The sequence below is a fragment of the Nonomuraea sp. NPDC050790 genome, assembly GCF_044456745.1.
Taxonomy (GTDB): Bacteria; Actinomycetota; Actinomycetes; order Streptosporangiales; family Streptosporangiaceae; genus Nonomuraea.
The window spans coordinates 140,815-166,003 of sequence record NZ_JBITGF010000010.1; the positions used below are offsets into that span (position 1 = coordinate 140,815).

The 25,189-nt window shown below is 71.0% G+C and carries 23 protein-coding genes and 1 riboswitch; of the genes, 13 read left to right on the forward strand and 10 right to left on the reverse strand.

Translation table 11 applies throughout. The features are described from left to right. Positions 1-64 precede the first annotated feature (64 nt). Positions 65-712: a DsbA family protein gene (locus tag ACIBEJ_RS41440; RefSeq protein WP_397188435.1), complete on the reverse strand. Its 648-nt coding sequence runs from the start codon at positions 710-712 to the stop codon at positions 65-67. A 106-nt stretch (positions 713-818) separates the two neighbouring features. On the opposite strand from ACIBEJ_RS41440, the gene ACIBEJ_RS41445 reads away from it, so the two are divergent. Beyond that, positions 819-1,463 (forward strand): O-methyltransferase, encoded by a 645-nt coding sequence (locus tag ACIBEJ_RS41445; protein ID WP_397188436.1) that lies wholly within the window; start codon positions 819-821, stop codon positions 1,461-1,463. On the opposite strand, the gene ACIBEJ_RS41450 is transcribed toward ACIBEJ_RS41445, so the two are convergent. Both ACIBEJ_RS41450 and ACIBEJ_RS41455 read right to left on the reverse strand, forming a co-directional pair. After that, a complete protein-coding gene (locus tag ACIBEJ_RS41450) occupies positions 1,460-2,557 on the reverse strand; it encodes a branched-chain amino acid aminotransferase (protein ID WP_397188437.1) in 1,098 nt (365 codons plus the stop codon). The genes ACIBEJ_RS41445 and ACIBEJ_RS41450 overlap by 4 nt on opposite strands. A gap of 280 nt (positions 2,558-2,837) precedes the next feature. Next, entirely contained in the window at positions 2,838-3,884 is a 1,047-nt protein-coding gene (locus ACIBEJ_RS41455) for a 3-isopropylmalate dehydrogenase (protein ID WP_397188438.1), read from the reverse strand. 99 nt (positions 3,885-3,983) lie between these two features. After that, a riboswitch (cyclic di-AMP (ydaO/yuaA leader) is annotated at positions 3,984-4,129 on the forward strand. A gap of 27 nt (positions 4,130-4,156) precedes the next feature. Between ACIBEJ_RS41455 and ACIBEJ_RS41460 the strand changes: the two genes are divergently transcribed. After that, entirely contained in the window at positions 4,157-4,726 is a 570-nt protein-coding gene (locus ACIBEJ_RS41460; protein WP_397188439.1) for a C40 family peptidase, read from the forward strand. Positions 4,727-4,817: 91 nt separating this feature from the next. Here ACIBEJ_RS41460 and ACIBEJ_RS41465 read toward each other — a convergent pair whose 3' ends face one another. Continuing rightward, the gene (locus ACIBEJ_RS41465; RefSeq protein WP_397188440.1) at positions 4,818-5,984 is read right to left on the reverse strand and encodes an ROK family protein; all 1,167 of its coding nucleotides are present in this window, start codon (positions 5,982-5,984) and stop codon (positions 4,818-4,820) included. Between the two features lie 178 nt (positions 5,985-6,162). Here ACIBEJ_RS41465 and ACIBEJ_RS41470 point away from each other — a divergent pair, with 178 nt between their 5' ends. From ACIBEJ_RS41470 to ACIBEJ_RS41485, 4 genes are read left to right on the forward strand one after another with little or no spacing between them, the layout of a single operon-like run. After that, positions 6,163-7,263, forward strand: coding sequence for a sugar ABC transporter substrate-binding protein (locus ACIBEJ_RS41470; RefSeq protein WP_397188441.1), 1,101 nt, complete (start codon positions 6,163-6,165; stop codon positions 7,261-7,263). Then, entirely contained in the window at positions 7,264-7,974 is a 711-nt protein-coding gene (locus tag ACIBEJ_RS41475) for an ATP-binding cassette domain-containing protein (protein WP_397188442.1), read from the forward strand. Next, positions 7,971-9,146 carry a sugar ABC transporter permease gene (locus ACIBEJ_RS41480; RefSeq protein WP_397188443.1) on the forward strand — a complete coding sequence of 392 codons (1,176 nt, stop codon included), beginning with the start codon at positions 7,971-7,973 and terminating at the stop codon, positions 9,144-9,146. The genes ACIBEJ_RS41475 and ACIBEJ_RS41480 overlap by 4 nt, the downstream gene beginning before the upstream one ends. Next, complete coding sequence (locus ACIBEJ_RS41485; protein WP_397188444.1) at positions 9,143-10,009, forward strand: ROK family protein; 867 nt, start codon at positions 9,143-9,145, stop codon at positions 10,007-10,009. Before ACIBEJ_RS41480 ends, ACIBEJ_RS41485 begins: the two co-directional genes overlap by 4 nt. 449 nt (positions 10,010-10,458) lie before the next feature. Here ACIBEJ_RS41485 and serA read toward each other — a convergent pair whose 3' ends face one another. After that, positions 10,459-12,048, reverse strand: coding sequence for a phosphoglycerate dehydrogenase (gene serA / locus ACIBEJ_RS41490; protein WP_397188445.1), 1,590 nt, complete (start codon positions 12,046-12,048; stop codon positions 10,459-10,461). A gap of 276 nt (positions 12,049-12,324) precedes the next feature. Between serA and ACIBEJ_RS41495 the strand changes: the two genes are divergently transcribed. The 3 genes from ACIBEJ_RS41495 to ACIBEJ_RS41505 all read left to right on the forward strand — a co-directional run bounded on the left by ACIBEJ_RS41495 (position 12,325) and on the right by ACIBEJ_RS41505 (position 15,630). After that, entirely contained in the window at positions 12,325-13,188 is an 864-nt protein-coding gene (locus tag ACIBEJ_RS41495; RefSeq protein WP_397103149.1) for a hypothetical protein, read from the forward strand. Between the two features lie 349 nt (positions 13,189-13,537). Continuing rightward, the gene (locus ACIBEJ_RS41500) at positions 13,538-14,917 is read left to right on the forward strand and encodes an MFS transporter (protein ID WP_397188446.1); all 1,380 of its coding nucleotides are present in this window, start codon (positions 13,538-13,540) and stop codon (positions 14,915-14,917) included. Further along, complete coding sequence (locus tag ACIBEJ_RS41505) at positions 14,875-15,630, forward strand: class I SAM-dependent methyltransferase (RefSeq protein ID WP_397188447.1); 756 nt, start codon at positions 14,875-14,877, stop codon at positions 15,628-15,630. The genes ACIBEJ_RS41500 and ACIBEJ_RS41505 overlap by 43 nt, the downstream gene beginning before the upstream one ends. Here the strand turns inward: ACIBEJ_RS41505 and ACIBEJ_RS41510 are convergent. The 4 genes from ACIBEJ_RS41510 to ACIBEJ_RS41525 form a co-directional block, all read right to left on the reverse strand. After that, positions 15,627-16,058, reverse strand: coding sequence for a hypothetical protein (locus ACIBEJ_RS41510; protein ID WP_397188448.1), 432 nt, complete (start codon positions 16,056-16,058; stop codon positions 15,627-15,629). The two genes, ACIBEJ_RS41505 and ACIBEJ_RS41510, sit on opposite strands and share 4 nt — an antisense overlap. Before the next feature lie 104 nt (positions 16,059-16,162). Beyond that, the gene (locus ACIBEJ_RS41515; RefSeq protein WP_397188449.1) at positions 16,163-18,745 is read right to left on the reverse strand and encodes an FtsX-like permease family protein; all 2,583 of its coding nucleotides are present in this window, start codon (positions 18,743-18,745) and stop codon (positions 16,163-16,165) included. After that, positions 18,742-19,422 carry an ABC transporter ATP-binding protein gene (locus tag ACIBEJ_RS41520; RefSeq protein WP_397188450.1) on the reverse strand — a complete coding sequence of 227 codons (681 nt, stop codon included), beginning with the start codon at positions 19,420-19,422 and terminating at the stop codon, positions 18,742-18,744. The genes ACIBEJ_RS41515 and ACIBEJ_RS41520 overlap by 4 nt, the downstream gene beginning before the upstream one ends. Further along, on the reverse strand, positions 19,419-19,931 hold the full coding sequence (locus ACIBEJ_RS41525; RefSeq protein WP_397188451.1) for a PadR family transcriptional regulator: 513 nt from the start codon (positions 19,929-19,931) through the stop codon (positions 19,419-19,421). The genes ACIBEJ_RS41520 and ACIBEJ_RS41525 overlap by 4 nt, the downstream gene beginning before the upstream one ends. A gap of 88 nt (positions 19,932-20,019) precedes the next feature. Between ACIBEJ_RS41525 and ACIBEJ_RS41530 the strand changes: the two genes are divergently transcribed. The 4 genes from ACIBEJ_RS41530 (at position 20,020) to ACIBEJ_RS41545 (ending at position 24,661) form a co-directional block, all read left to right on the forward strand. Next, positions 20,020-20,571 (forward strand): FHA domain-containing protein, encoded by a 552-nt coding sequence (locus ACIBEJ_RS41530; protein ID WP_397188452.1) that lies wholly within the window; start codon positions 20,020-20,022, stop codon positions 20,569-20,571. A 79-nt stretch (positions 20,572-20,650) separates the two neighbouring features. Continuing rightward, positions 20,651-22,192, forward strand: coding sequence for a D-alanyl-D-alanine carboxypeptidase/D-alanyl-D-alanine-endopeptidase (dacB, locus tag ACIBEJ_RS41535; protein ID WP_397188453.1), 1,542 nt, complete (start codon positions 20,651-20,653; stop codon positions 22,190-22,192). A gap of 478 nt (positions 22,193-22,670) precedes the next feature. Then, positions 22,671-23,480, forward strand: coding sequence for a CAP domain-containing protein (locus ACIBEJ_RS41540; RefSeq protein ID WP_397188454.1), 810 nt, complete (start codon positions 22,671-22,673; stop codon positions 23,478-23,480). Positions 23,481-23,725: 245 nt separating this feature from the next. Then, positions 23,726-24,661, forward strand: coding sequence for a hypothetical protein (locus ACIBEJ_RS41545; protein WP_397188455.1), 936 nt, complete (start codon positions 23,726-23,728; stop codon positions 24,659-24,661). Position 24,662: 1 nt separating this feature from the next. Here the strand turns inward: ACIBEJ_RS41545 and ACIBEJ_RS41550 are convergent, their stop codons facing one another. After that, complete coding sequence (locus tag ACIBEJ_RS41550) at positions 24,663-25,145, reverse strand: MarR family winged helix-turn-helix transcriptional regulator (RefSeq protein ID WP_397188456.1); 483 nt, start codon at positions 25,143-25,145, stop codon at positions 24,663-24,665. Positions 25,146-25,189 lie beyond the last annotated feature (44 nt).

The window sequence follows — 25,189 nt, forward strand, 5'->3', positions numbered from 1 at the left end:
TGCCACATGGATTCACCATCTGGCACACTGATCTCACGTTGTGGGACATCCTTTGCTCCGGCCGTCAGATGGAGACGCCGTCGCCGCCGGTGATGAGCTGTTCCAGGGCCTTCGCGTCGAAGGCCACATCGCCCAGCATCTGGCCGTTGAACAGCACGGTCGGGGTCCCGTCGAGGCGGGGGCCGGCGTTCTCGCTGAGGTGCTGCCCGGCGAAGGTCTGCGTGCTCACGCACTCGTCCACCGAGGCGCCCGCCTTGCGCGCGGCGCCCACCAGTTCCTCGGGCGTGAAGCCGCTGGCGGTGCCGTGCGGGGCGGGCTGGATGGCGTAGAGCTGGTCGCGGAAGGCCAGCCAGTTGGCCGCGGGCACGCAGCGGGCGGCCGCGGCGGCCCGTACGCTGTTGGACCGCATCGGCTCGTCCCGGAAGATCGTCACCGGGTGGAAGACCACCTTCACGCTGCCCGCCTTGGCCAGGCGCTGGATCGTGGGATCGACGGCCGCGTGGAGCTGCTTGCAGACGGGACAGTCGAAGTCCTCGTACAGATCCAGGACCGGCGCGGTGACCCCCGGCCTGGCCAGGACCATCGAGCCGTCCGGCTGGCGGGTGAGCTGGTAGGCGCCCTGGTTGCCGCTCGGCTCGGAGAAGGCCACGACGGCGAGTACGGCAAGCACGACACACGCGGCGACCCCGGCCGCCACCAGCCTCTTGTTCATCGCAGGCGACCATATCATTTACGACATATTGCCCAGCCATGGACATTGCCTTCGACACGGCCGAACCCATCGACACTGAGGCCGTCCGCTGATCGACAATGACGCCATGAAGAACTTCGTGCTCGACCAGCCGATCGCCCAGTACATCCACGAACACACCACGCGCCCGGACCCGCTCCTGGAGCAGCTCGCCATCGAGACCCGCGAGGCGACCGGCGACCAGGCCGCCATGCAGGTCTCCGCCTCCCAGGGGCGGCTGCTCACCATGCTCACCCAGCTCCTCGACCCGTCGGTGGTCGTCGAGGTGGGCACGTTCACCGGCTACTCGTCGCTCTGCCTGGCCCGCGGCCTGTCCGGCGGCCACCTGTACTGCTACGACGTGAGCGAGGAGTGGACGGCGATCGCCAAGCGCTACTGGGAGGAGGCCGGGATCGCCGACCGCGTCACCCTGACCATCGGCCCGGCCGCCGAGACCCTGCCCGCCCTGCAGCGCTCGGTGGACCTGGCCTTCATCGACGCCGACAAGCCCGGCTACCCCGCCTACTACGAGCTGCTCATGGAGCGCCTGCGTCCGGGCGGGCTGATCATGGTGGACAACACGCTCTGGACGGGCTACGTGGTCGACCCGTCCAGGAACGACGACAACACGGTGGCGATCCGCGAGTTCAACGACATGGTCATGCAGGATCCCCGCGTGACCACGACCATCCTCCCGATCTCCGACGGGCTCACCCTGATCCGCAAGAACTAGCTGATCTTGTGGATCCAGGCGTGGGGGTCGGGGCGGGTGCCGTACTGGATGCCGACCAGCTCGTCGCGCACGCGCATCGTGACCGGGCCCGGCGTGCCGTCGCCCACGGTCCAGGCGCGGTCGGCGCCCTTGACCGAGCCGACCGGCGTCACCACGGCGGCGGTGCCGCAGGCGAAGACCTCGGTCAGCTCGCCCGACTCGCAGCCGGCCTGCCACTCCTCGATCGACAGGCGGCCCTCCTCGGCCTTCAGGCCCAGGTCGCCGGCGAGCGTGAGGATGGACTCGCGGGTGATGCCGGGCAGGAGCGTTCCGGTGAGGGCGGGGGTGAGGAGGCGGTCGCCGTAGACGAAGAAGAGGTTCATGCCGCCCATCTCCTCCACGTAGCGGTGCTCGTGGGAGTCGAGCCAGACGACCTGGTCGCAGCCCTGGGCGACGGCCTCGCGCTGGGCGACGAAGGCGCCGGCGTAGTTGCCGCCGCACTTGGCGGCGCCGGTGCCGCCGGGCGCGGCACGGGTGTAGTCGGTCGACAGCCACACCGAGACCGGCTTGACGCCGCCGCTGAAGTACGAGGCGGCGGGTGAGGCGATCACCATGAAGCGGTAGTTCTCGGACGGGTAGTTGACGCCGAGGCCGACCTGGGTCGCGATGATGAACGGGCGCAGGTAGAGGCTGTGGCCCTCGGTGGTGGGGACCCAGTCGCGGTCGGCCTGGACCAGGACTTCGAGCGCCTCGACGAAGGTGTCCTCCAGCAGCTCCGGCATGGCCATGCGCAGGCAGGACTGGTTGAAGCGGGCGGCGTTGGCGTACGGGCGGAAGGTGACGATCGAGCCGTTCGCGTGGCGGTAGGCCTTGAGTCCCTCGAACAGTTCCTGCGCGTAGTGGAAGACGGAGGTCGCGGGGTCGAGCGTGAGCGGCCCGTACGGCGTCAGGCGGGCGTCGTGCCAGCCGGCGCCCTCGGTGTAGTCGATCGAGACCATGTGGTCGGTGAAGGCCTTCCCGAACCCGGGGCTCGCCAGTACCGCCTCGCGCTCTGCCGCGGTGCGAGCGTGGTCGGATAGCTGCACGTCGAAGCTGAGCTTCTGAGAGGTGGTCATGACGGAGATCCTTCTCTTTCTTTGAGGACTACCCTGCATCCATTCTGCGCCGGATCGGGTAGAGGGAACTTACTGCATCTAAAAGGACGACCGTTAGGGCGCAACGAAAACGCCCGGAGGCTCTCGCGAGCCACCGGGCGTAGGTGGTCAGGCGGCCGCGAGTGCGCTGGGGCGCCTGGGCCGCTGGTCAGGTCTGGGGTACCGGGTGGTCCTGAGCCGCCTGCCGTACCGATGGTCCAAGGGTACGGCGGGCCGCTCGCGGGGCCGGTGGCCTGCGGCGTCAGGCGCCGCCGGATACTCGGGCGGCGAGGTCGTCGCCGATCTCCGCGGTGGTGCGGGCGGCGCCGCGCTCGGCGATGTCGGCGGCGACGGCCTGCTCGACCCGGGCGGCCTCGGCGGTCAGGCCGAGGTGGTCCAGGAGCATGGCGACCGAGAGGACCGTGGCGGTCGGGTCGGCCTTGCCCTGCCCGGCGATGTCGGGCGCGCTGCCGTGGACCGGCTCGAACATGCTCGGCGCGGCGCCCTCGGGGTTGATGTTGCCGCTGGCCGCCAGGCCGATGCCACCGGCCACGGCGGCGCCGAGGTCGGTGATGATGTCGCCGAACAGGTTGTCGGTGACGATCACGTCGAAGCGCTCGGGCTGGTTGACGAAGAACATCGTGGCCGCGTCGATGTGCACGTAGTCGGTGGTGACCTCGGGGTACTCCTCGGCCACGCGGTCGAAGGTGCGCTGCCAGAGGTCGCCGGCGAAGGTGAGCACGTTGGTCTTGTGGACCAGCGTGAGCTTCCTGCGCGGGCGGCTCTGCGCCTTGGCGAAGGCGTAGCGGACGACGCGCTCGACGCCGTAGGCGGTGTTGATGGACTCCTGCGTCGCCACCTCGTACGGCGTGCCCTTGCGCATGGCGCCGCCGGTCCCGGCGTAGAGCGACTCGGTGCCCTCGCGGACGACGACGATGTCGAGGTTCTCCGGCGGAGTGTTCGCCAGCGGCGTCGCGACGCCGGGCAGCAGCTTGACCGGGCGCAGGTTGACGTAGTGGTCGAAGTCGAAGCGGATGCGCAGGAGCAGGTCGCGCTCCAGCAGGCCGGGCGGCACCTTGCGGGGGTCGCCGACGGCGCCGAGCAGGATCGCGTCGTAGCCGCGCAGCTCCTGGAGCACGGAGTCGGGCAGGACTTCGCCGGTCCTGGCGTAGCGGTCCGCGCCGAGGTCGTAGTGCGTGATGTCGAACTTGGGACCGACCGCTTCGAGGACCTTGAGGCCCTCGTTGACGACCTCGGTGCCGATCCCGTCTCCGGGGATGACGGCCAGGCGAATGCTACGCGACTCCATGGGCGGTACCTTACCGGTTCGTCTCGCCTGCCGAGCAACCCATCTCATTTTTCGGACACTGCATTTTGCCCGATTTGCACGCTTTTGACTGTTTCGTTAGAGTCCCACGAGCCGAATCCGCGCACCGTAGCGCGGAGCCGGGGACCCACTTCCCCTATGGGGCGAATCCGCGTCATCCCAGCGCGGTAGGGCGACTTCCAGCCCGAGCCCGACAGCTAACCCGGTAGGCCGTGTGGAAGGACATTCCCCTGTCTCGCATCATCGCGACCGCCGTGCTCACCTGTGTCACCGCGGCCACCCTCGCATCCCCCGCCACCGCCGCTCCCGACAGCGCCGCCGTCGACCCCTACGAGGTGACGCTGACCGGTCAGGTGGTCAAGCAGGTCCAGGAACGGCAGGCGCCCAAGCCCAGTTGGGAGAAGGCCCTGGCCTACGCCATGGACAAGCGCGGCACGCCGTACGTCTGGGGCGGCACCGGCAGGCGCGGCTACGACTGCTCAGGACTCATGCTGCGCGCCTACGAGAGCGCGGGCATCGAACTGCCCCGCACCGCCGCCCAGCAGTACTCCGCCTTCTCCAGGAAGATCGCCTGGAAGGATCTCAAGCCCGGTGACCTGGTCTTCTTCTCCGGGTTGGGGCACGTGGGCATGATCTCCAAGCCTGGTCACATGGTGCACGCGCCGCGTACCGGGGACGTGGTCAAGGAGGAGAAGCTGAGCTCGTGGCGGCGGCGGGCGTTCGTGGGCGCGGTGCGCCCGGACCCCAAGGGCGTCAAGCTCACCGACCGTCTCGCCGAACTGCGCCGCGCGCCGGCGCCCGTCATGCCGACCGCGACCCTCTGAGCCTCAGCCCATAACAGGGCCTCAGCCCATACGGGGCATCAGCACATAACAGGGCCTCAGCCCATACGGGGCCTCAGCACATAGCAGGGCCTCAGCCCATACGGGCGGAGAAGATCAGGTCCCAGGCCCGGCCGCGCGCGTGGGCGACGGCGCCCAGCAACACGCCGCTGTCGCCCAGCGCGCTGGCCACGACCGCGGGCCTGAGGGGGCCCAGTTCGGCGATCCGGCGCTGGATGGCCTCGCCCAGCAGGTCGAGGTTGTGCCCGACGCCGCCGGACAGCACGATCACCTCGGGATCCAGGACGGCGGCCACCGCCACGAGCAGGCCGCCGATCCTGCGGCCCTCCGCGGCCACGACCGACAGGGCCGCCCGGTCGCCGCTCTCCGCGGCGGCGAAGACCTCCTTGGCCGTGTCCAGGGACAGCCCCGCGGCCCGTGCCGCGCGCACCACGCCCGGCGCCGCGGCCAGGGTCTCGGTGGCCCCGTGCTCCCGCGCGTCCCGCTGGTCCACGGCCTGCTCCTCGACGGCCGGGATGTAGGAGACCTCTCCCGCGGCGCCCCTGGCCCCCACGTACAGCTCGCCGTTGACGACGATGCCCATGCCCACGCCGGTGCCGATCGAGACCAGGGCGAAGTTCGACTTGCCCCGGCCCTCGCCGTAGGCGTGCTCGCCGACCGCGGCGAGGTTGATGTCGTTCTCGATGACCAGGTCCACGTTGAGGGCGGCGCGCAGGCGCTCGGCCAGGTCGGGGCCGGGGAGGTTGGGGGCGAGGTCGAGGCGGCCGGCGTTCTGGTCGTAGACGCCGGGCGAGCCCACGACCGCGCAGACGATGGCCGACCAGTCGAGCTCGGCTTCCCGCGCCGCCGCCCGCGCCAGCCCCGCGACGAGTTCGCCCAGCTCGGCGGAGGTCCGCGCGGTGTTACGCCCGTCGGTACGGCCCGCGAACGCCCCCCGCAGATCGGCCACCGCCACCCGGATCCAGTTGCGGCCGATGTCGATGCCGGCGACGTGGGCCGAGGCGGCGTTGACGTCGTAGAGGGAGGTGACGGGGCCGGGGCGGCCGGACACCTCGCCGACGAGGTGGACCAGGCCGTCCTCCTCGAGCCCGGCCAGCGCGGCGGAGACGGTCGGCTTGGACAGGCCGGTGACCTTGGCGAGGTCGGCTCTGGACGCGGGGCCCTCGCGGTGAAGCTGGTCCAGCAGCCGCCGCTCGTTCATGACCCGCAGCAACCGCGGGTTTCCCAGCTCGCTTCGCACCGCGACCTCCCCTTCACGGCAGACTCTAGCCAACGCGCGGGATAGTAAATTACCTTTCTTACCAACCATCATCCGATCCGGTCCTGCCCGGCCGAGAGTCCTGGCGAAGGCGGTGAAGGGCGGGGTCGGCTGGTGGGTGGATCGGGGGTCCGGCTGCACTCGAGAGGAACGATGCGCGATGCACCGAGCAGTGATGGTCCCCGTGGCGGCCGCGATGCTGCTGCTGGCGGCATGTGGCGGCGGAGGCGCGGACACGACGGCCGGCACCCGGCCGTCCCAGGCCGACCAGGGGCAGGCGGCCAAGAAGATCGCCCTCTTCCTGCCCGAATCCAAGACGACCCGGTACGAGGCGTTCGACCGTCCCCTGTTCGAGGCCAAGGTCAAGGCGCTCTGCGCCACCTGCGAGATCCTCTACAGCAACGCCGACCAGGACGCCGCCAAGCAGCAACAGCAGGTCGAGGCCGCCATGACCCAGGGCGCGAACGTGCTGGTCCTGGACGCGGTCGACGCCGCGGCCGTGGCGCCGCTGGTCAACCAGGCCAAGCAGAAGCAGATCCCGGTCATCGCCTACGACCGGCTGATCTCGGGGATCGACTACGCGTACTACGTGTCGTTCAACAACGTGCGGGTCGGCGAGATGCAGGGGCAGGCGCTGCTGGACGCGCTCGACGCCAAGGGCACGACGGCGAAGGGCGAGATCGTGATGATCCACGGCTCCCCCACCGACCCCAGCTCCGCCGACTACAAGAAGGGCGCCAAGAGCGTCCTGGACGGCAAGGTGAAGGTGGGCCGGGAGTTCGACACGCCGGACTGGAGCCCGGACAAGGCGCAGCAGGAGATGGAGCAGGCGATCACCGCGCTGGGCCGGGACAGGATCGTGGGGGTGCTGAGCGCGAACGACGGCATGGCGGGCGGGGCGATCGCGGCGATGAAGCGCGCGGGGTACGCCTCGCTGCCGCCCATCACCGGCCAGGACGCCGAACTCGCCGCGATCCAGCGCATCCTCACCGGCGAACAGCACATGACCATTTATCTGGACATCAGGGCTGAGGCGGAGAAGTCGGCGGAACTGGCCGTCGCCCTCGCCAACGGCCAGACGCCGCAGGCCCCCACCAAGGTCAACAACGGCGCCGCCGACATCCCGGCCTTCCTCCTCGACCCGATCCCGGTCACCGCCGACAAGGTCAAGGACACGATCGTGAAGGACAGGTTCTACACCGTCGAGCAGATCTGCACCGCCGAGGTCAAGGCGGCCTGCGAGAAGAACGGCATCCAGTAGATGATCTCCGCCACGGGGATCACCAAGCGGTACGGCGCGGTCCAGGCCCTCGACGGGGCGAGCCTGGACCTACGTCCCGGCGAGGTCGTCGCGCTCATGGGAGACAACGGCGCCGGCAAGTCCACCCTGGTCAAGGCCATCTCCGGCGTCGTCGTCCCGGACGCGGGCACGATCACCGTGGACGGCTCGCCGGTCAGGATCGGCGGCCCGCGCGACGCCCAGCACCTCGGCATCGCCACCGTCTACCAGGACCTCGCCCTGTGCGAGAACCTCGACGTCGTCGGCAACCTCTTCCTCGGCGCCGAGGACCGATTCCTGCGCCACATCAGGATGGAGCGCGCCACCCGCGACCTGCTCGACCAGCTCGACGTGCGCATCCGCGACATCAGGGTGCCGGTCGCGATGCTCTCCGGCGGCCAGCGGCAGTCGGTGGCCATCGCGCGGGCCCTGCTCGGCTCGCCGCGCCTGGTCATCCTCGACGAGCCGACCGCCGCGCTCGGCGTGGAGCAGACCGCGCAGGTGCTCGCGCTCATCGGGCGGCTGCGCGAGCGCGGCCTCGCGGTGCTGGTCGTCTCGCACAACCTGGCCGACGTGCGCGCGGTGAGCGACCGGGTGGCCGTCCTGCGGCTGGGCCGCAACGCCGGGTTCTTCGGTACGGCCGCCGCCACCCAGGAAGAGATCGTCGCCGCCATCACCGGAGCGGGAGCATGAACCCGGACACGACGCTGCGCAGGCCGTACCCCCTGAAGGTGTTGAAGCAGGGCGACGTCGGCGCGTGGCCGGTCGTCGGCGCGCTCGTCGCCATCGCGGTGATCTTCAGCACGCTCAACGACCGGTTCCTGTCGGCGCAGAACCTCACCACGCTGGCGCTCCAGATGGCCGCGACCGGCACGATCGCGCTCGGCCTCATCATGGTGCTGCTGCTGGGCGAGATCGACCTGTCGGCGGGGTCGGTCAGCGGCCTGTGCGCGACGATCATGACGATCGTCAACGTGAAGCAGGGCTGGCACCCGCTGGCCTCGATCGGGCTCGCCCTGGCGGCGGGCGCGGTCATCGGGCTGCTGCACGGGCTGATGCTGACCCGGCTGCGGATGCCGTCGTTCGTGGTCACGCTGGCCGGGCTGATGGGCTGGCAGGGACTGCTGCTCTACCTGCTGCGGGACGGGGGCACGATCAACCTGCCGTTCACCGGCTTCGTCTCCGGGCTGAGCGACACCTGGCTGCCTGGCTGGCTGTCGTGGCTGGTGGTGGCGGGGCTGGTCCTCGGCTCCGGCGGCGTGAGCCTGCTCAACCGGGTCCACCGGGCGCGGGCCGGGCTCCCGGTCACGGCCGCGTGGTGGCTCTGGGCGCGCTCGGCCGGGCTCGCGGTGCTGCTCGGCACCGGGGTGCTGATCATGTCGGCCGACCGCGGTGTGCCACTGCTGCTGGTCATCTTCGGCACGCTGGTGGTGGGGTTCGACCTCATGCTGCGCCACACCGCCTTCGGCCGGCACGTGTACGCGGTCGGCGGCAACGCCGAGGCGGCCAGGCGCGCGGGCATCAACGTGACCAGGATCAGGATCCTGGCCTTCAGCCTGGGCTCGACGCTCGCCGCGGCCGGCGGCATCCTCGCCGCCAGCCGGCTGTCCGCGGTCAACCAGCAGTCGGGCGGCAGCGACATCCTGCTCATGGCCATCGCCGCCGCGGTCATCGGCGGCACCTCGCTGTTCGGCGGCCGGGGCCGCGCCTACGCCGCGTTGCTGGGGGTGCTGGTCATCCAGTCGATCACCAGCGGTATGTTCCTGCTCAGCGTGGACTCCTCCGTCCGCCTCATGGTCACGGCCGCGGTGCTCGCACTGGCCGTCGCCATCGACTCACTCGCCAGAAAGGGTCCCATCAGGTGAGCCAGGTGCTGGGCATCGACGTCGGCGGCACGAAGATCGCGGTGGGGGTCTCCGGCGCCGACGGGCCCGAGGTCACCGCGCGCGAGCGCCTGGACACCGGCCCTGACACGCTCGCGCGGGCGCTCGCCGCCGCCCGCCGCCTCGACCGCCGTCCGGCCGCGGTCGGCTTCTCCACCACGGGGGTGATCCGCGACGGCGTGGTACGGCTGTCGCCCAACGTCCCCGGCTGGGACGGCCTCGAACTGCCCAGACTGCTGGCCGAGGAGTACGGCGACATCCCCGTGGCCATCGACAACGACGTCAACGCCGCGGCGGCGGCCGAACTGCGCTGGGGCGCGCTGCGCGGCGTCTCCACCGGCCTCTACTTGAACCTCGGCACCGGCCTGGCCGCCGCCCTGATCGTCGGCGGCGCGGTGGTGCCCGGGGCGCACGGCGCGGCCGGCGAGATCGGCTACCTCCAGGTGGAGCCCGGCGAACCGGCGTTCGCCGACGGGCACGTGCCGCTGGAGGAACGGGTGTCGGGCAGCGGCCTGGCCAGGCGCGCCTCAGCCCTGCTGGGCCGGCCGGTCACCACCGCCCACCTCCTCACCCACTACGCGTCCGGGGCCGACGGCCCGGTCGGTGAGCTGGTGACGGAGGCGCTGCGGCTGCTGGCGGTCAGCGTGGCGAACCTGTGCGTGACCATCGATCCCGAGCGCCTCGTGGTGGGCGGCGGGATGATGGGCGCGGCCGACGTGATCATGCCGGGGCTGGTGGCCGAGGTGCGGCGGGCCGTACCTTTCGCTCCGGAGGTACGGCAGGCGCGCTTCAGCGACGACGCCCCGTTGCTCGGGGCGCTCGCGCTTGCTCATGCGGCGGTCTAGCGGGAGGGGGCGCCGCCGTTGTCACGCCGGTCCAGGGCGAACTGGACAGCCTCGGCCGCCTCTTCCTCGTTCTCGTCGGCGTGGTTCCAGGGGTACATCTCGTACATGATGCGACTCGTCTCATTTCGCGGGCGTGCTTCAGTTGCTTCGAGAAGAAGGCCGGACCCCGGTCACGGGTCGGACCGAGCCTGGTCCGCCGATCCGGGTCACGGATCCGGAGGGAACGGGTCTTAACGGCCGACGCAACGCCACACACCGCGGCGAGTGGTCGACCTGCCCTAACAGGCCCCGCCGCGGCAGGTAATAAGTACGAGAACCTGGCGCATTGCCGCCAGCGTACCCCGGGAATCTCGTTGGATGTCCTAGCATCTCGCATGCTGAGACAGGAAAGCGGCCGCCGTGGAACATTCCACGACGGCCGCTTGTGTGATCGGTCAGGCCCGGGAGGGTCAGTCCTCGAGGTCCACCGAGCGGCCGCTGTCGGCGCCGATCTCGGCGATGATCTGGTCCACGACGTCGGCCGGGATGGCCGAGTCCACGGTCAGCGCGATGAGCGCCTTGCCGCCCTTGGTGTCCCGCGCCACCTGCATCGAGGCGATGTTGATGCCCTGCTCGCCCAGCAGGCGGCCGACCACGCCGACGATGCCGGGGCGGTCGGTGTAGGTGAAGAACGACAGGTGGGCGGTCGGCTCGATCTCCATCTCGTAGCCGTTGACCTCGACGATCTTGGTGACCTGGCGGGGCCCGGAGAGCGTACCCGAGACCGAGACCTGGCGGCCGTCCGCCAGCACGCCGCGGACGGTGACGACGTTGCGCCAGTCGGGGCTCTCGGAGCTGGTGACCAGCTCGACCTGGATGCCGCGGTCCTTGGCCAGCAGCGGCGCGTTGACGTAGGTGACCTGCTCCTCGATGACGTCGGCGAAGACGCCCTTGAGCGCGGCCAGCTCGACCACGCGCACGTCATGGGAGGCGATCTCGCCGCGCACCTCGACGTCGAGCTTGGTGGCGACCTCGCCGGCCAGCGCGGTGAAGACGCGGCCCAGCTTCTCGGCCAGCGGCAGGCCGGGCTTGACGTCCTCGGCCACCGCGCCGCCCTGGACGTTGACCGCGTCCGGCACGAACTCGCCCGCCAGCGCCAGCTTCACGCTCCGCGCGACCTGGGTGCCGGCCTTCTCCTGGGCCTCGTGCGTGGAGGCGCCGAGGTGCGGGGTGGCGACGACCTGGTCGAGCTCGAACAGCGGGCTGTCGGTGCAGGGCTCCTTGGCGAACACGTCGAGCCCGGCGCCGGCGACCCGGCCCTCCTTGATCGCGGAGTAGAGCGCGCCCTCGTCCACGATGCCGCCGCGGGCGACGTTGATGATCCGTACGCTCGGCTTGACCTCGTGCAGCTCCTTGTCGCCGATGAGACCGAGGGTCTCCTTCGACTTGGGCAGGTGCACGGTGATGAAGTCGGCCTGCTTGATGGCCTCCTCCAGGCTGACCAGCCGCACGCCCATCTGCGCGGCGCGGGCCGGCGGCAGGTAGGGGTCGTAGGCGATCAGCTCGACCCCGAACGGCTGCAGGCGCTGGGCCACAAGCTGACCGATCTTGCCCAGTCCGAGGATGGCCACGACCTTCTCGTCCAGCTCGACACCGGTGTACTTGGACCGCTTCCACTCACCGTTCTTCAGCGCCGAGTGGGCCTGGGCGGTGTTGCGGGCGGAGGCCAGGATGAGCGCGATCGTCTGCTCGGCGGCGCTGGTGATGTTGGAGGTCGGCGCGTTGACGACCATGACACCGGCCTTCGTGGCCGCGTCGACGTCAACGTTGTCCAGGCCGACGCCGGCGCGGGCGACCACGCGCAGCTTGGGCGCGGCCGCGATGGCCTCGGCGTCCACCTGGGTGGCGGACCTCACGATGATCGCGTCCACATCGGCGATGGCGGGCAGAAGCTGGGACCGGTCGGCGCCGTCGGTGTGACGGACCTCGAAGTCCGCGGCGAGCACGGCGAGGCCGGCCTCGGAGAGCTCCTCGGCGACCAGGACGACGGGCTTGTTCACAGTGGATCCTTAGGGCATGCGGCGGGCTGTGGAGGGGCACTGCGGCGGGCCCCTCGGGATCCCTCTGAGTGTATCCGCGCTTGTGAACGCGTTCACGAGGGTCTTGGGATCTGAGACGTACGGCACGCCGATACCGCAGCTGAGACGGGGGATACGAGGGTGACGAGTACCCCTCTCCGGGCAAAGTCATCCATCCCGCGGCCATCTTTGTCTTGATCGGGAGATTTATTCGCTATTAGCCTGATAAGCCGTGGCCAACTACCTATGGTTCGTCATATGAGCATCGGGAACCCCGCTCTCGCCGACGTGCTCGCCCAGCATGGCAGTCCCCACCGCCTGCTCGGCGCCCTCAGTGATGGTGGAGTCCTGGTTGCCGTGCGGCCAGACCGATCCGTCGTGCTCGGCACGACCCAGGCAGGTGACCGAGTGCTGCTCGGGTACACCAGCCCGATGACCTACGCCCGGCATCGAGGCAGCCATTCCCTGTCGGCGTGCGACGCCGACACCATCCTGGACATCCAGCGGGTCACCGGGGTGCGGGAGATCGTCATCGACGCTGCCGGGCCTGCCGCGGCAGCCGTACCCATCGACGATCTGCAGCGCTTCCTCAGATCCACCAGGACGGGACCCACACCCGTGTTGTCGGCCGCCGCGCCGGCGGCCTACGCGACGGGCGCGATGGCGACGGTCTCGCGCGGCGCGGACATGTTCCGCCCCGCGCACAAGACCGCCATGATGCCGGAGGCGCCCGCCCAGCCGTGGATCCCGGCGCCGCGCCCGCACCTGTCCGGGCCGATGCAGCAGGTGGACCCCGGCTACCGGCGCTGCACCCACCCGATCCTGCCCGCGCTGCGCCAGGCGATCGCCCAACTGCTGGGCGACTACCCGCTCGTGCACCATGTGTGGATCTCCGAGGCCCGCACCGCGTCGGGGGCGACGGGGATCATGCTGCACGTGAAGGTGCACATGTCGGCGGCCGAGGACGTGGTGCGCGACCTGCACAGGGGCGCGCGGGCCAGGCTGCCGCAGTTCGCCGCCAGCGGGGCGCCGATCCTGATGGCCCGGGTGGCCGATGCGCGCAGCGAGCAGCGGATGGTGGAGATCGGCGCCCACGTGGTCTGCGCCGACGTCACCGACTGACCCAACCGGGGACCGGCCCCAACCGGCCCCCGGAAGCACCCCCGGACACGGCCCCGAGGAGCACCCCTTCCGGACCGCACCCCATGGGCACCACGCTCCGGGCAGCACCCCTTGGGCACCGCCCTCCGGACCACGCCCCCGTGGGCGCCGCGTTCCGGGCAGCGCCCCTTGGGCACCACACTCCGGGGCGACGCGCTCGGACGTTGCTCTTTAGAAGTGCGCCCACTCCACGGGAGATCACGCCTGGTTGTGGGCCCTGTTGAAGGCGTTGACTGGTCAGGGCCCCGAACTTCGGGTGGCCGGGGTTGGGTCTTACCGAGCAAGGGCTCGGTAGGTTTGAATGAGGGGCATGATCGCACCGGTGGCGAACGCCCCCACGGTCCCGCGCGGCGTGCGGCTCGGCTACGGCGTGGGCTCCTTCTGCACGGCCACCTTCGCCGCCGTCCCCGGCCTCCTCCTGCTCTACTACATGACCAACTTCCTGGCGGTCCCCGCCTGGCTGGCCGGTGCGATCGTGGCCGCGCCCAAGGTCTGGGACCTGGTCATTAACCCGCTGGTGGGCCGCTGGTCGGACCGCACGCGTTCGCGCCTGGGACCGCGCCGCCCGTGGCTGCTGGCCGGAGCGCTCACGCTGCCGCTGGCGTTCGTGGCCGTCTTCGCCGGGCCACCCCTGCGCGGCCTGCCCGCCGCCCTCTACGTGGGCGCCTGCTTCCTGCTCGCCGCCACCGCGTACGCCCTGTTCGAGGTCCCCTACAAGGCGATGCCCGCCGAGATGACCGAGGACTACCACGAGCGCACCTCCCTGCTGCAGTGGCGCATGGTCTTCATCGGCGCCGCCACCGCCATCAGTGGCATCCTCGCCCCCACGATCGTCAACAGCCAGGGCGAGAACGGCACGCTCGGCAGCTACCGCCTCATGGCGGTGACGATCGCGGTGATCATGTTCGCCGCGATGCTCGGCTCCTTCTTCGGTACGGCCCGCGCCCCCATGACCGGCGCCCCGGAACCCGACAGCGGCCGCCTGTGGGAGCAGTTCAAGGCGGTCCGGCGCAACCGGGCCTTCCTCTGGCTGCTGGCCCTTAGCTCCACCCAGATGCTGGCCGTCAGCATGATGCTGGCCGCCGCGCCGTACTTCGCCGCGTACACGGTCGGCGACCCCAAGGCCACCACCACGCTCTTCGCGGTGCTGGTGGGCCCGATGCTGCTGACGATGCCGCTGTGGGTGTGGCTGTCGAAGCGCTTCGACAAGCGGGGCGCGATGGTGCTGGCCGCGCTGCTGTACGCGGGCGGGACGGCGCTGGCCGCCGCCACGCCCCTGCTGGGCCCGGTCTACGCGCATCTGACGCTCCTCCTGGTCGGAGCGGGCATCGCGGGAGTCCAGTTGCTGCAGTTCTCGATGCTGGCCGACGTGGTCGCGGTGGACGCCGCGCTCACCGGCAAGCGGCGGGCCGGGGTGTTCACCGGGGTGTGGACGGCGATCGAGAGCGGCATCGCCTCCTTCGGCGCCCTGATCTTCGGAACGGTGCTGTCGATCGGCGGCTTCCTCGAGTCGGACCCGAGCCGCCCGGTCGAACAACCTGGCAGTGCGGTTACCGCAGTTTTGCTCGGTCAGACCGTGGTGCCCTCGGTAATCATCCTGTTGTCTGTTTTCATGACTCTGAAGTACCGCCTGCCGAGGGACGTCCCATGGACCGAACAAGCCTCTACCACCAGGCCCGCTATGCCCTGAGGCATCCGGACCGGATCTTCCCCCACCTGCGGCGACTGAGCCGCGACACCTGGCTGCGCCTGCGCACCGACGACCACGTGGCCTACTACCGGGCCGTCATGAAGTCCGACACCGCCCGCAACCCGGAGGCGGCGGTCGGCTCCAAGTCCCACGAACGCTGGATGCGGCTGGGCCGGTTGCAGTTCGACTACCTGGTCGGGCACGGCCTGCGCCCCGAGCACCGCATGCTGGAGATCGGCTGCGGCAACCTGCGGGCGGGCCGCCTGTTCATCGACTACCTGGAGCCCGGCAACTACTACGGCCTCGACATCTCCCCCGACATCCTCGTCGCCGCCCAGGAGACCCTGGTGACGCACGGGCTGCAGGGCCGCCTGCCGCACCTGACGCCGGTGCGCGACCTGCGCCTGGCCTTCCTGCCCGACGCGTACTTCGACGTCGTCCACGCCCACAGCGTCTTCTCCCACTCCCCGCTGGAGGTCATCGAGGAGTGCTTCCGGCACGTGGGACGGGTGATGAAGCCGGACGGCTGGTTCGACTTCACCTTCGACCGCACCGACGGCAAAGAGCACCAGGTCCTGCGCGAGGACTTCTACTACCGCACGGAAACCCTGGTCGCCCTGGCCGACCGGCACGATCTGGACGCCGTCTTCATGACCGACTGGGAGAACCTCCGGCACAAGCAGTCGAAGATCCGGGTGACCCGCCGGGCCTAGTCCTCCTCGGCCTCCTTGGGCGGCTGTGGCGGCGGCTGCCAGCCGGAGACCTTGAGGGTGAGCGCGTGCACCTCTCGGTCGAGCCCTTCGAGCTTGTCCAGCCGCCGATCCACATGGTCGAACCGCGCGTTCACCTCATGCCGCAAGCCACCGATCTCCGCGTGCATCTCGTTCCGTAGACCGCCGATCTCGGCGCGCATCTCATGGCGCAGGCCACCTATCTCCGCCTGCATCTCGTTGCGCAGGCTGCCGAGTTCGGCGCGCTGACGGCTGAACCCGGCCTGCATCTCATTACGCAGGCCGCTGAACTCGGCTCTTGTCTCGCCTGCCAGGCCGCCGATCTCGGCCCTGATGGTACGCAAACACAGGCCGATCATGGTGGCCAGAGCCGCACCCATGAGGCCGATCATGGTCCAGATCTGCGCCATGGTCATCATGCTAGAACCCCCTCAGCCAGGTGTCACCGGTTGGTGACCGACTGTGACAGCCGGGCGGAGGGGGTCGAGGGGCCGAATGGGGTTCTGTGGATAAGTCAGGCGATCCGGCGGGCGAGTGTGAGCCGAGTCCGGGTGAACGCCCCGGCGATCACCGCCGCCACCACGGGCAGGACGATCACCGTGACGGCCAGCAGCGCCCACGGGACGGTGACCATGCCCAGGTCGAGCGACGGCGCCTCCCCGCTGACGTCGCGCGGCGCCGACCCTGCCAGGGCGATGCCCGTGACCAGGCCCGCGCCCACGCCCACCACCGTGCCGAGCAACGTGATGTAGGCGGCCTGCGTGGCGACGACCAGCCGCCGGGTGACGGACGGGGCGCCGACCGCCGACATGGTGTCCAGGTCGCGGCGCATGTCGGCCGCCGCCAGCCCGGTGGCGGCGAGCGTGCCGCCGAGCACCAGGACCATCGCCGCCACCGCCATGGCCCAGAACAGCGGCGCGTAGTCGTTGCGGAACCCGGAGTCCACCCAGACGGTCGTGCCCCAGGCCATCGACTCCAGTTCCTTCTTGAACGCCTGTGGGTCGGCCGGCGTGTAGGCGGCGAACAGGTGCCGAGGGAGCACCGTGTAACCGGCCTTGACCAGGGCGGAGGGCGGGATCAGCGCGCCCTGCAGATACGGGTCGGACGGGCGCGCCTCGACCGCGGGCACCGACACGTCCGGCGCCCCGCCGCGATCGCCCATGAACGCGACGTCGATCCGCCCGTTCTTCATCGCGTCCGGACGGAAGACGACCGCCTTGCCCTCCGCCAGCGCCGCTTCCGCCTTGGCGTCCCTGCGGCCCAGGGCGAGGGCCAGCAGGTCCGCCTCACCGACCGGCAGGTCGTACATGAGGAAGGCATCGGTGCAGCGGCCGCAGGCCGGCATGGGGTCGGCGAGCGCGACCCGGCCCACGCCACTCTTCTTCCCCTTTACGGCATAGCCGGTCACGAACTTCGTCCCCGAGTACTTCTTCTCCACCGAAGCCCGCAACCCCGCCCAGGTCGCCTCGTCGGCGGTGACCGCCCCGACGGTGACGGTGCCCGCGGGCATCCTCGCGTTGTAGGCGGCGCGCCCCTGCTCGTCCAGGCTGGCGTAGCCGATGCCCACCGCCACCAGCGCGGTGGTCACGCCCATGACCGCGGCGGCGGCGGAAGCCGTACGGACACGATGGCGGGTGGCGTCGCGGACGGACAGGCGCAGCGGGAGCGGCAGCCGCGCGGCCAGGCCCGCGGTGCGGCGGACCAGCCACGGCATGAGCGCGACCAGACCGAGCTGCACCAGCACGGCCGCGGCCAGGATCATCGTGAGGACCGACCGCAGCGCGAAGTAGGTGGCGACGAGGCCGGCGAGCACGAGCAGCAGGCCGAGCACGGGCCGGCCCGCGCGCCCGCCCCGCACGACGTCCTCGCGGCCGGCGAGCACCTGGGCGGGGGCCTGGCGCGCGGCCTGGACGGCCGGCACGAGCGCGGCGATGACCCCGCTGGCCAGCCCGAGCATGGCGATGCCCGCGACGGACGGCCAGGGGATGTCGACCGGCCCAACCGACGTCACGAACGGGACCAGCCCCACCCCGGCCGTGCCCGCCACGAGGCCGAGAACGAGACCGGCGGCCGTGGCGAGACCGCCGAGGACGAGGCCGTCGGCCAGGACGATCGTGCGCAGGTGGGCGGGCGAGGCTCCCTGGGCCGCGTAGACGGCCAGTTCCCTGCGCCGGCGCCGCAGGGAGACGGCGAAGGCGGGCCCGGCCAGCAGCACGGTCTCCAGGACGATCATGATGACGCCCGCGCCGATGGTGATGACGCTGACGACGTCGGGAGTGTCGAGAATGGCGGGGGTGTCGAGAATGGCGGGCATGTCGCCGAAGGCCGTGTCGGGCGGCGGGTCGGTCACGACGGCGCGCGAGCGCACGGCCAGGCCGGACTGGTTGAGCTTCTCCACGGCGGGCCAGAGCACCGGGGCGTCGGCGTCGAGGAGGAAGCCGGTGCCCTGGCCGTCGCGCCGGTCGAACAGGATCGTGCCGCGCGGGGCCACGAGCTCGGTCCTGACCGGCTCGAACGGGTGCGTGAGCACGCCGACCACCTTCACCGGCCGGTACTTCCTGCTCACCTCCAGGGTGTCGCCGACCCGCATCCCACGGGCGGCGAGCGCGGCGGAGACCGCGACCTCCCCGGGCGCGGCGGGCAGCCGGCCCTCGACCAGTTCGCGCATGCCGCGGGTCATGGGGTCGCGCAGGTCGATCTCCAGCGCGGGCACGTTCAGGTAGGTCGCGCCCATGCGGACGTCGACCGTGCCAATGTCGTAGGTGATCAGGCGGCCGGGCGCCAGCGCCGCGATCTCGGCGGCCGTCCATTCCCCGGGCTTCGCGGCGCCCTCGTCCGCAGGGTAGGCGACGACCTCCCCGAAGGCATTCTGCTGGACCGGCCCGCGGGCGTGCTGGGTGATGATCTGGGCGTCGGCCGCGCCGAGCCTGGCGGTCAGGCCCTCGCGCGGGCTCACCTGGCTCGTTTCGATGCCGGTCAGCAGGGCGGTGAAGACGAACACCGGCAACGCGATCATCACCATGACCAGCGTGCTGCGGCCCTTGGCGCGCAGGCTGTCGCGCCGCGAGATGCGCAGCGCGGCGCCGAAGGCGCTCATCGGGCGCTCTCCAGCGGGACCGCCGTCGAGTCCGCGATCTCGCCGTCGCGCAGGAAGACGACCTTGTCGGCCCACGCGGCGTACCGCGGCTCGTGGGTGACCAGGAGGACGGCGGCGCCCGCGTCGCAGCGGCCGCGCAGCAGTTGGAGGATCTCGTCGCCGGTGGCGGTGTCCAGGGCGCCGGTCGGCTCGTCGGCCAGCAGCAGGCGCCGCTGCCCGACCAGGGCGCGGGCGATCGCCACGCGCTGGCGCTGGCCGCCGGACAGTTCCTGGGGGAAGCGGTCGGCGACGTGGTCGAGCGCCACCTCGGCCAGCACCGCGTGGGCCTCCTCGCGGGCCTGCCGGGCGCGCACGCCGTCGAGCTCGCGGGGCAGCATCACGTTCTCCGCCGCGGTGAGGGTGGGGATGAGGTTGAGGTCCTGGAAGACGTATCCCACGCTACGGCGCCGCAGCGCGGCCAGGTCGGACACCTGGGCCAGGTCCCTGTCCTCGATCACCACGCGGCCCGAGGTGGGACGGTCGAGCCCGCCGGCGATGTTGAGCAGGGTCGACTTGCCCGAGCCCGAAGGGCCCATCACCGCGACCAGTTCGCCGGGCGAGACGTCGAGGCTCACCCCGTTGAGCGCGTGCACCCCCTCGTGCACGCGGGTCACGTCCTGCAGACTCACCACGGTCATGCCTTCTTCTCCTTGAGAACGGCCTCGCAGTGGTCCAGCCAGCGCTGTTCCGCCTCGGCCTTGAAGATGGTCGAATCGAGGACGAGCCGCTGCGCGAGCTCGCCGGTGTGGGCCCGCTTGGCCCTGGTCAGTTCCTGCAGCGTGCGCATGGTGGCCGCGCGCTGGGTGAGGATGACGCGGGCCACGTCCGTGTCCTGGGCGGCGACGGCCATGGCCAGTTTGATCACGAGTTCGTCCCGAGGCCGGTCGCCCTGGTCGACGGGGGTGCTGAACCATCGTGCCAGGTCCTCCCGACCGGCCTCGGTGATCGTGTAGACGGCTCGCCCCTGCTCGTCGGCGCCGCCGGGCTCGACCAGGCCGTCACGTTCCATGCGCGAGAGCGTCGTGTAGACCTGGCCGATGTTGAGCGGCCAGGTCGCCCCCGTCGACGCCTCGAACTCCTGCTTGAGCTGGTAGCCGTAACGCGGCCCCTGGCTCAGGAGTGCCAGCATTCCGTGTCTGATCGACATGAATACTGAGTATGCATACTCAGTATGCCAATCGCAAGAGATCCGCGTATTCTGGACAGGGAACGCTCCTCAGGCCGATACTCAGGGAATGAGCTCGACGCATCCCCCGTTCCGCGCATCCGACGGGGAACGTGATCGCGCGATCAACGAGCTCCGTGACCGCGCAGTCGAGGGACGCATCTCCCACGACACCTTCGTCGGCAGGGTGGATCAGGCGTTGCGCGCGCAGAACCGCTACGAGCTCGACGAGCTGGTCGCCGACCTGCCGCGCCGGCCCACGCTGCGCCGGCGGCTGACCGACATGGTCTCGGCCGTGTCCGACCTCACGACCCGCGTACAGGCGGCCTGGCGGCGTCCGCGGCTGCCCCGGCTCGCGCTGCCCGACGACGAGCGCGTCCGCTACGTCGTCGGCCGCGGCTCGGCCTGCGACCTGGTGCTGTCGGACCTGACGGTCTCGCGCATCCACGCGGAGCTGCGGCGCGAGGACGACGGCGGATGGATGCTGGTCGACCTGGGCTCGCTCAACGGCACCCGGCTGAACGGCTGGCGCCTGGTGGGCCCGGCGAAGGTGCGCTCGGGCGACGAGATCTCCTTCGGAGACTGCGGCTTCCTTCTGACCTCGGGTCAACCCTCCGCCTAAAATACGGATATTTGCGGATTACAGGCTTCCTGCGCTGTTCGATGATCCCAGCGAGTCCCCTGAGCTTTTTGGAGATCACATGCGGCGCACCTCCGCCTCCCTCGCCGCGGGCGCGCTCGTCGCGGCCCTCGCGTGGGCTTCCGCACCCGCCACACCGGCCAGTGCCCTCGACCCCGCCACGGGCGTGGCCGACCTGGCCACCGACATCAACAAGATCCTCGCCGACTCCCGCCTCACCATCGCCCGCGCGGGCGTCGTGGTGAAGAGCGCGAGCACCGGCGAGGAGCTCTACGCCACCGACGCGGGCAAGTTACTCACCCCCGCCTCCAACACCAAGCTGTTCACCGCCGCCGCGGCCGCCGAGACGCTCGGGCTGGATCACCGCTTCACCACCTCCGTGCTGTCCTCCGGCCGCAAGGTCGGCTCCGTCCTCACCGGCGACCTCGTGCTGCGCGGCACCGGCGACCCGACCGTCCTGGCCGAGGACTACGACCGCCTGGCCGCCGCCGTGGCGGGCAAGGGCATCAAGCTCGTCACGGGCAGGCTGGTGGCCGACGACACCTGGTTCGACGGCCAGCGCCTCGGCAACGACTGGTCCTGGGACGACGAGACCGCGTACTACGCCGCGCCGATCTCGGCCCTGACCGCCTCCCCCGACCGCGACTACGACGCCGGATCGGTCATCGTCTCCGTCGCCGCCGCGGGCTCCGAGGTGAAGGTCTCCACGACGCCGGAGACGAACTACCTCACCATCGTCAACCGGGCCAAGGTGGGCGCGGAGACCGACGTGCTCATCGAACGCCAGCACGGCACCAGGACCGTCGTCATCACCGGCACCGTCGCCGACCCCTACCAGGAGTGGGTGGCCGTCGACGATCCCACGGCCTACGTGTCCTCGCTGTTCCGCAAGGCGCTGGCCAAGCACGGCGTGAAGGTCCTCGGCCCGACGACCGCCGCCGCCGCGCCCTCCGGCGCCATCGAGCTCGCCGAGCACGAGTCGATGCCGTTGAGCGAGCTGCTGGTGCCGTTCATGAAGCTGAGCAACAACATCCACGCCGAGATCCTCACCAAGGCCATGGGACGCAAGGTCGCGGGCCAGGGCACGTGGGCGGCCGGGCTCAAGGTCAGCACCGACTTCGCCAAGGCCAACGGCGTCCAGGTCATCAACATGCGCGACGGCTCGGGGCTGTCGCGACGCGACGGCTTCACGCCGACGTCGATCACGCAACTGCTGAGCGCGGTGCGGGGCAAGCCGTGGTTCCCGGCGTTCTACGACTCGCTGCCGATCGCGGGCGAGCCGGACCGGTTCGTGGGCGGGACGCTGCGCAGCCGCATGCGCGGGACCCCGGCCGCGGGCAACGTCCGCGCCAAGACGGGCTCGCTCACCGGCGTGACGGCGCTGTCGGGGTATGTGACGAGCGCGGACGGGGAGCCGCTGGTGTTCGCGATCATGCTGAACCAGTACCTGTCCGGCTCGCCGAAGGACATCGAGGACAAGATCGCGATCCGGCTGGCGCAGTTCTCCCGCACCCACGCCACCGCCGACCTGCGCTCGGTGTCCCCTTCCGCCTCCACCGGCGCCGACCTCGAGTGCTCCTGGCTCAAGCCCGTTTCCTGCTGATCTCGCCCCCGATCTCTCCGTCACCCCCTTCCATCCGTTACGGCAAGCCGCCCCACCCCCACCCGCCGTACGGGGTCGCGGACATTCCAGGGTCACGGCAGGCAGGCCGCGCGTGGCGGGCCACCGTCACGCGCGCCCCTACCGCCTTGGCCGGTCAAGGTGGGCCGTCGCGGCGGGGTGTCGTCCGACCTGAGAAGCGATCCCCCCGATCGGCGCCCGCGCACGGCGGCGGGTGGCTTGGGGGCGGCTTGCCGTAACGAAAAAGGAGAGACGCGCGACCAGGCGGAGAGGTTTACGCAGGTGCGAGGGAGTTTTGTTACGAATGGGACACCTGGGACTCCAGGTATAGGGTGGTTTTTCGGGACATGCCCGATGTGTGCGCACCAGAATGCGGGTTCGAAGCAGCGTCTAACCCCCACCGGAGGACAACGTGCGCAGACAGCTCCAGGCACTTGCCTGCCTCGGAAGTCTGGCGGCATTGAGCACTTCCGTCACCGCCGCACACGCCGCTACGGCCACCGCCAGCGCGGACCCCTGCCAGATCGTCGCGGCCAAGCCGTACGTCGACGGCAAGGGCATGGTGCGCGGGGCTGCCGCGCGCAAGAACTGCGACGACCCGGCCCGCCTGCGGGTACGGATCAAGCAGGCCCGTCCCGGCCCCGACCGCACGGTCAAGAGCGGCTCCAAAATCATCACCAACGGCAGCATCGTGGCCGGAATCCGCTGCACCACCACCCCCCGCACCTACTACGTGATCGCCCTCGACTCCGCCGGGCAGAGCAGCAAGTCGAAGCCCGTCCGGCTGTCGTGCTCCACCACCCCCACTCCCACGCCGACGCCGACCCCCACCGGCACCCCGGCACCCACCCCCACGCCGACGCCCACCCCCTCGAACGGCGGCGCCGTCGGCTCGGCCGTGGAGGAGGAGGTCGTCAGGCTCACCAACGCCGCCCGCGCGGCCGGCGGCTGCAAGCCCCTCACCCACGACCCCAAGCTGCACGCCGCGGCCAGGGGCCACTCGGCCGACATGGCGGCCAAGGGCTACTTCTCGCACACCTCGCAGGACGGCCGCTCCCCCGGTGACCGGATCAAGGCCGCAGGGTTCTCCCCGATCAGGGCATGGGGCGAGAACATCGCCATGGGCCAGCGCACCGCCGCCTCCGTCGTGGACGGCTGGATGAAGAGCCCCGGCCACAAGGCCAACATCATGAACTGCAACTACACCCACATCGGCGCCGGCCAGGACCCCAAGGGCCCGCACTGGACCCAGGTCTTCGCCCGCCACTAACACCACGGGAACGCCGGGCGGCCTCCTCCGGGCGCAAGGCGCCGGAACCCCACCTCGCCCAAACGTTCCCCTCCAAGCGGGCCCGTCCTCCGTCCCTACCGCACAGGGATCGAGGGCGGGCCCGCGGCCCGCGCCCCTGCCGCCCAGGGGCCGGTCACGCGGTCCGCGCCCCCGAGACACCCCGCCGCCACTCCCCCTCGGCGGTACGGCGGGCGGCGCGGACCGCCGGACTTGACCCTCACACCGTGGCAGGCCGTTCACTGACCGGCATGCTCACCTACCTGGGCTCCGGCCCCTACTGCTACACCAACTCCCTCGCGATGGCCCTCGGCGAGCACGCCCCGCCGGTGGCCGTCATCGAGACGCTGACCGGCGCCGCGTTCGGCGCGCAACTGACCGGGGGCGACACCCCGTACTTCGACCCCTACGCCTGGGACCCCGAGATCGGCCTCGACGCGGCGATGCAGGCGCTCGGCTGGACCTGCGCGCGCACCACCGGCGGCACCGCCGACGAGGCCCTCGCCCGCCTGCGCGCCGCGGAGGGCCCCGTCCTGGCCGGCCCGCTCGACATGGGACTGCTGACCTACTCCCCCGACGGCCTGAGCGCCGACCACTACGTCGTCGTCCTCGCGGTGGACGACGACACGGTCCTCCTGCACGACCCCGAGGGCTTCCCGTACGCCACGCTGCCCGTCGCGGACTTCCTCAAATCGTGGCAGGGCGACTCCGTCTCGTACGAACCCGACGGCTTCGTCATGCGCACCACCTTCACCCGGGTCCGCGAGGTGCCGTTCATGGACGCGCTGCGCGACTCGTTGCCGGGCGCCGCCCGCTGGCTGGCCGGCCGTACCGACCTGCCGGTCCCGCCGGGCACGCTGGGCGGCGCCGAGGCCGTGTACGCGCTGGCCGACCTGGTGGAAGCGGGTCTGCCGCCGGACACCCGGGGGCTGCTGACCGGCTTCGCCGTCAGGGTCGGCGTCCACCGCCTGTCCGACGCGTCCGCCTGCCTCGCTCTGCTCGGCCTGCCCGAGGCCGCCGCGGTGGCCCGCGACCAGGCCCGCCTGCTGGGCGCCGTCCAGTACCCGCTGACGACCGGCGACGACCCGGCCGCCGCCAGGGCACTGCGCGGCCTCGCCCCCACCTACGCCAGGCTGCTCGCCGAACTCGAGGCCGGCCGATAGCTCACTCCAGCAGGGCGAGGAAGTCGCGCAGCATGCCGGGCAGTTCCTCGCGGGTGCGCGCGGGCAGCAGGTCGAACACCTCGCGCTGCGCCGCCAGCCCCGCCGCGACGGCCTGGTCGGTCACGTCCAGGCCGCGTGCGGTCAGCGTGATCACCAGGCCGCGCCGGTCGTCGGGGTCGGGCGAGCGGGTGACCAGCCCGGCCCTCTCCAGCCGGTCGAGCCGCCCGGTCATCCCGCCGGAGGTCAGCATCAGCGACGCCGCCAGCTCCTTCGGCGCGAGCTGGTACGGCTCGCCCGACCGCCGCAACGTGGCCACCACGTCGAACTCGCCCCTGCTGATCCCGAACCGCGCGTGCACCCGCTCCTGCCGGGCCGCCATCCGCTGCGAGATGCGGTAGATGCGCCCGAACACCTCCATCGCCGGTGTCTCCAGGTCGGGCCGTTCGCGGGCCCACTGCTCGATGATGCGGTCGACGTCGTCCACGATTCCCAGGATAGCTTGCATCTAAGTAGCTTAAGGTTAAGATA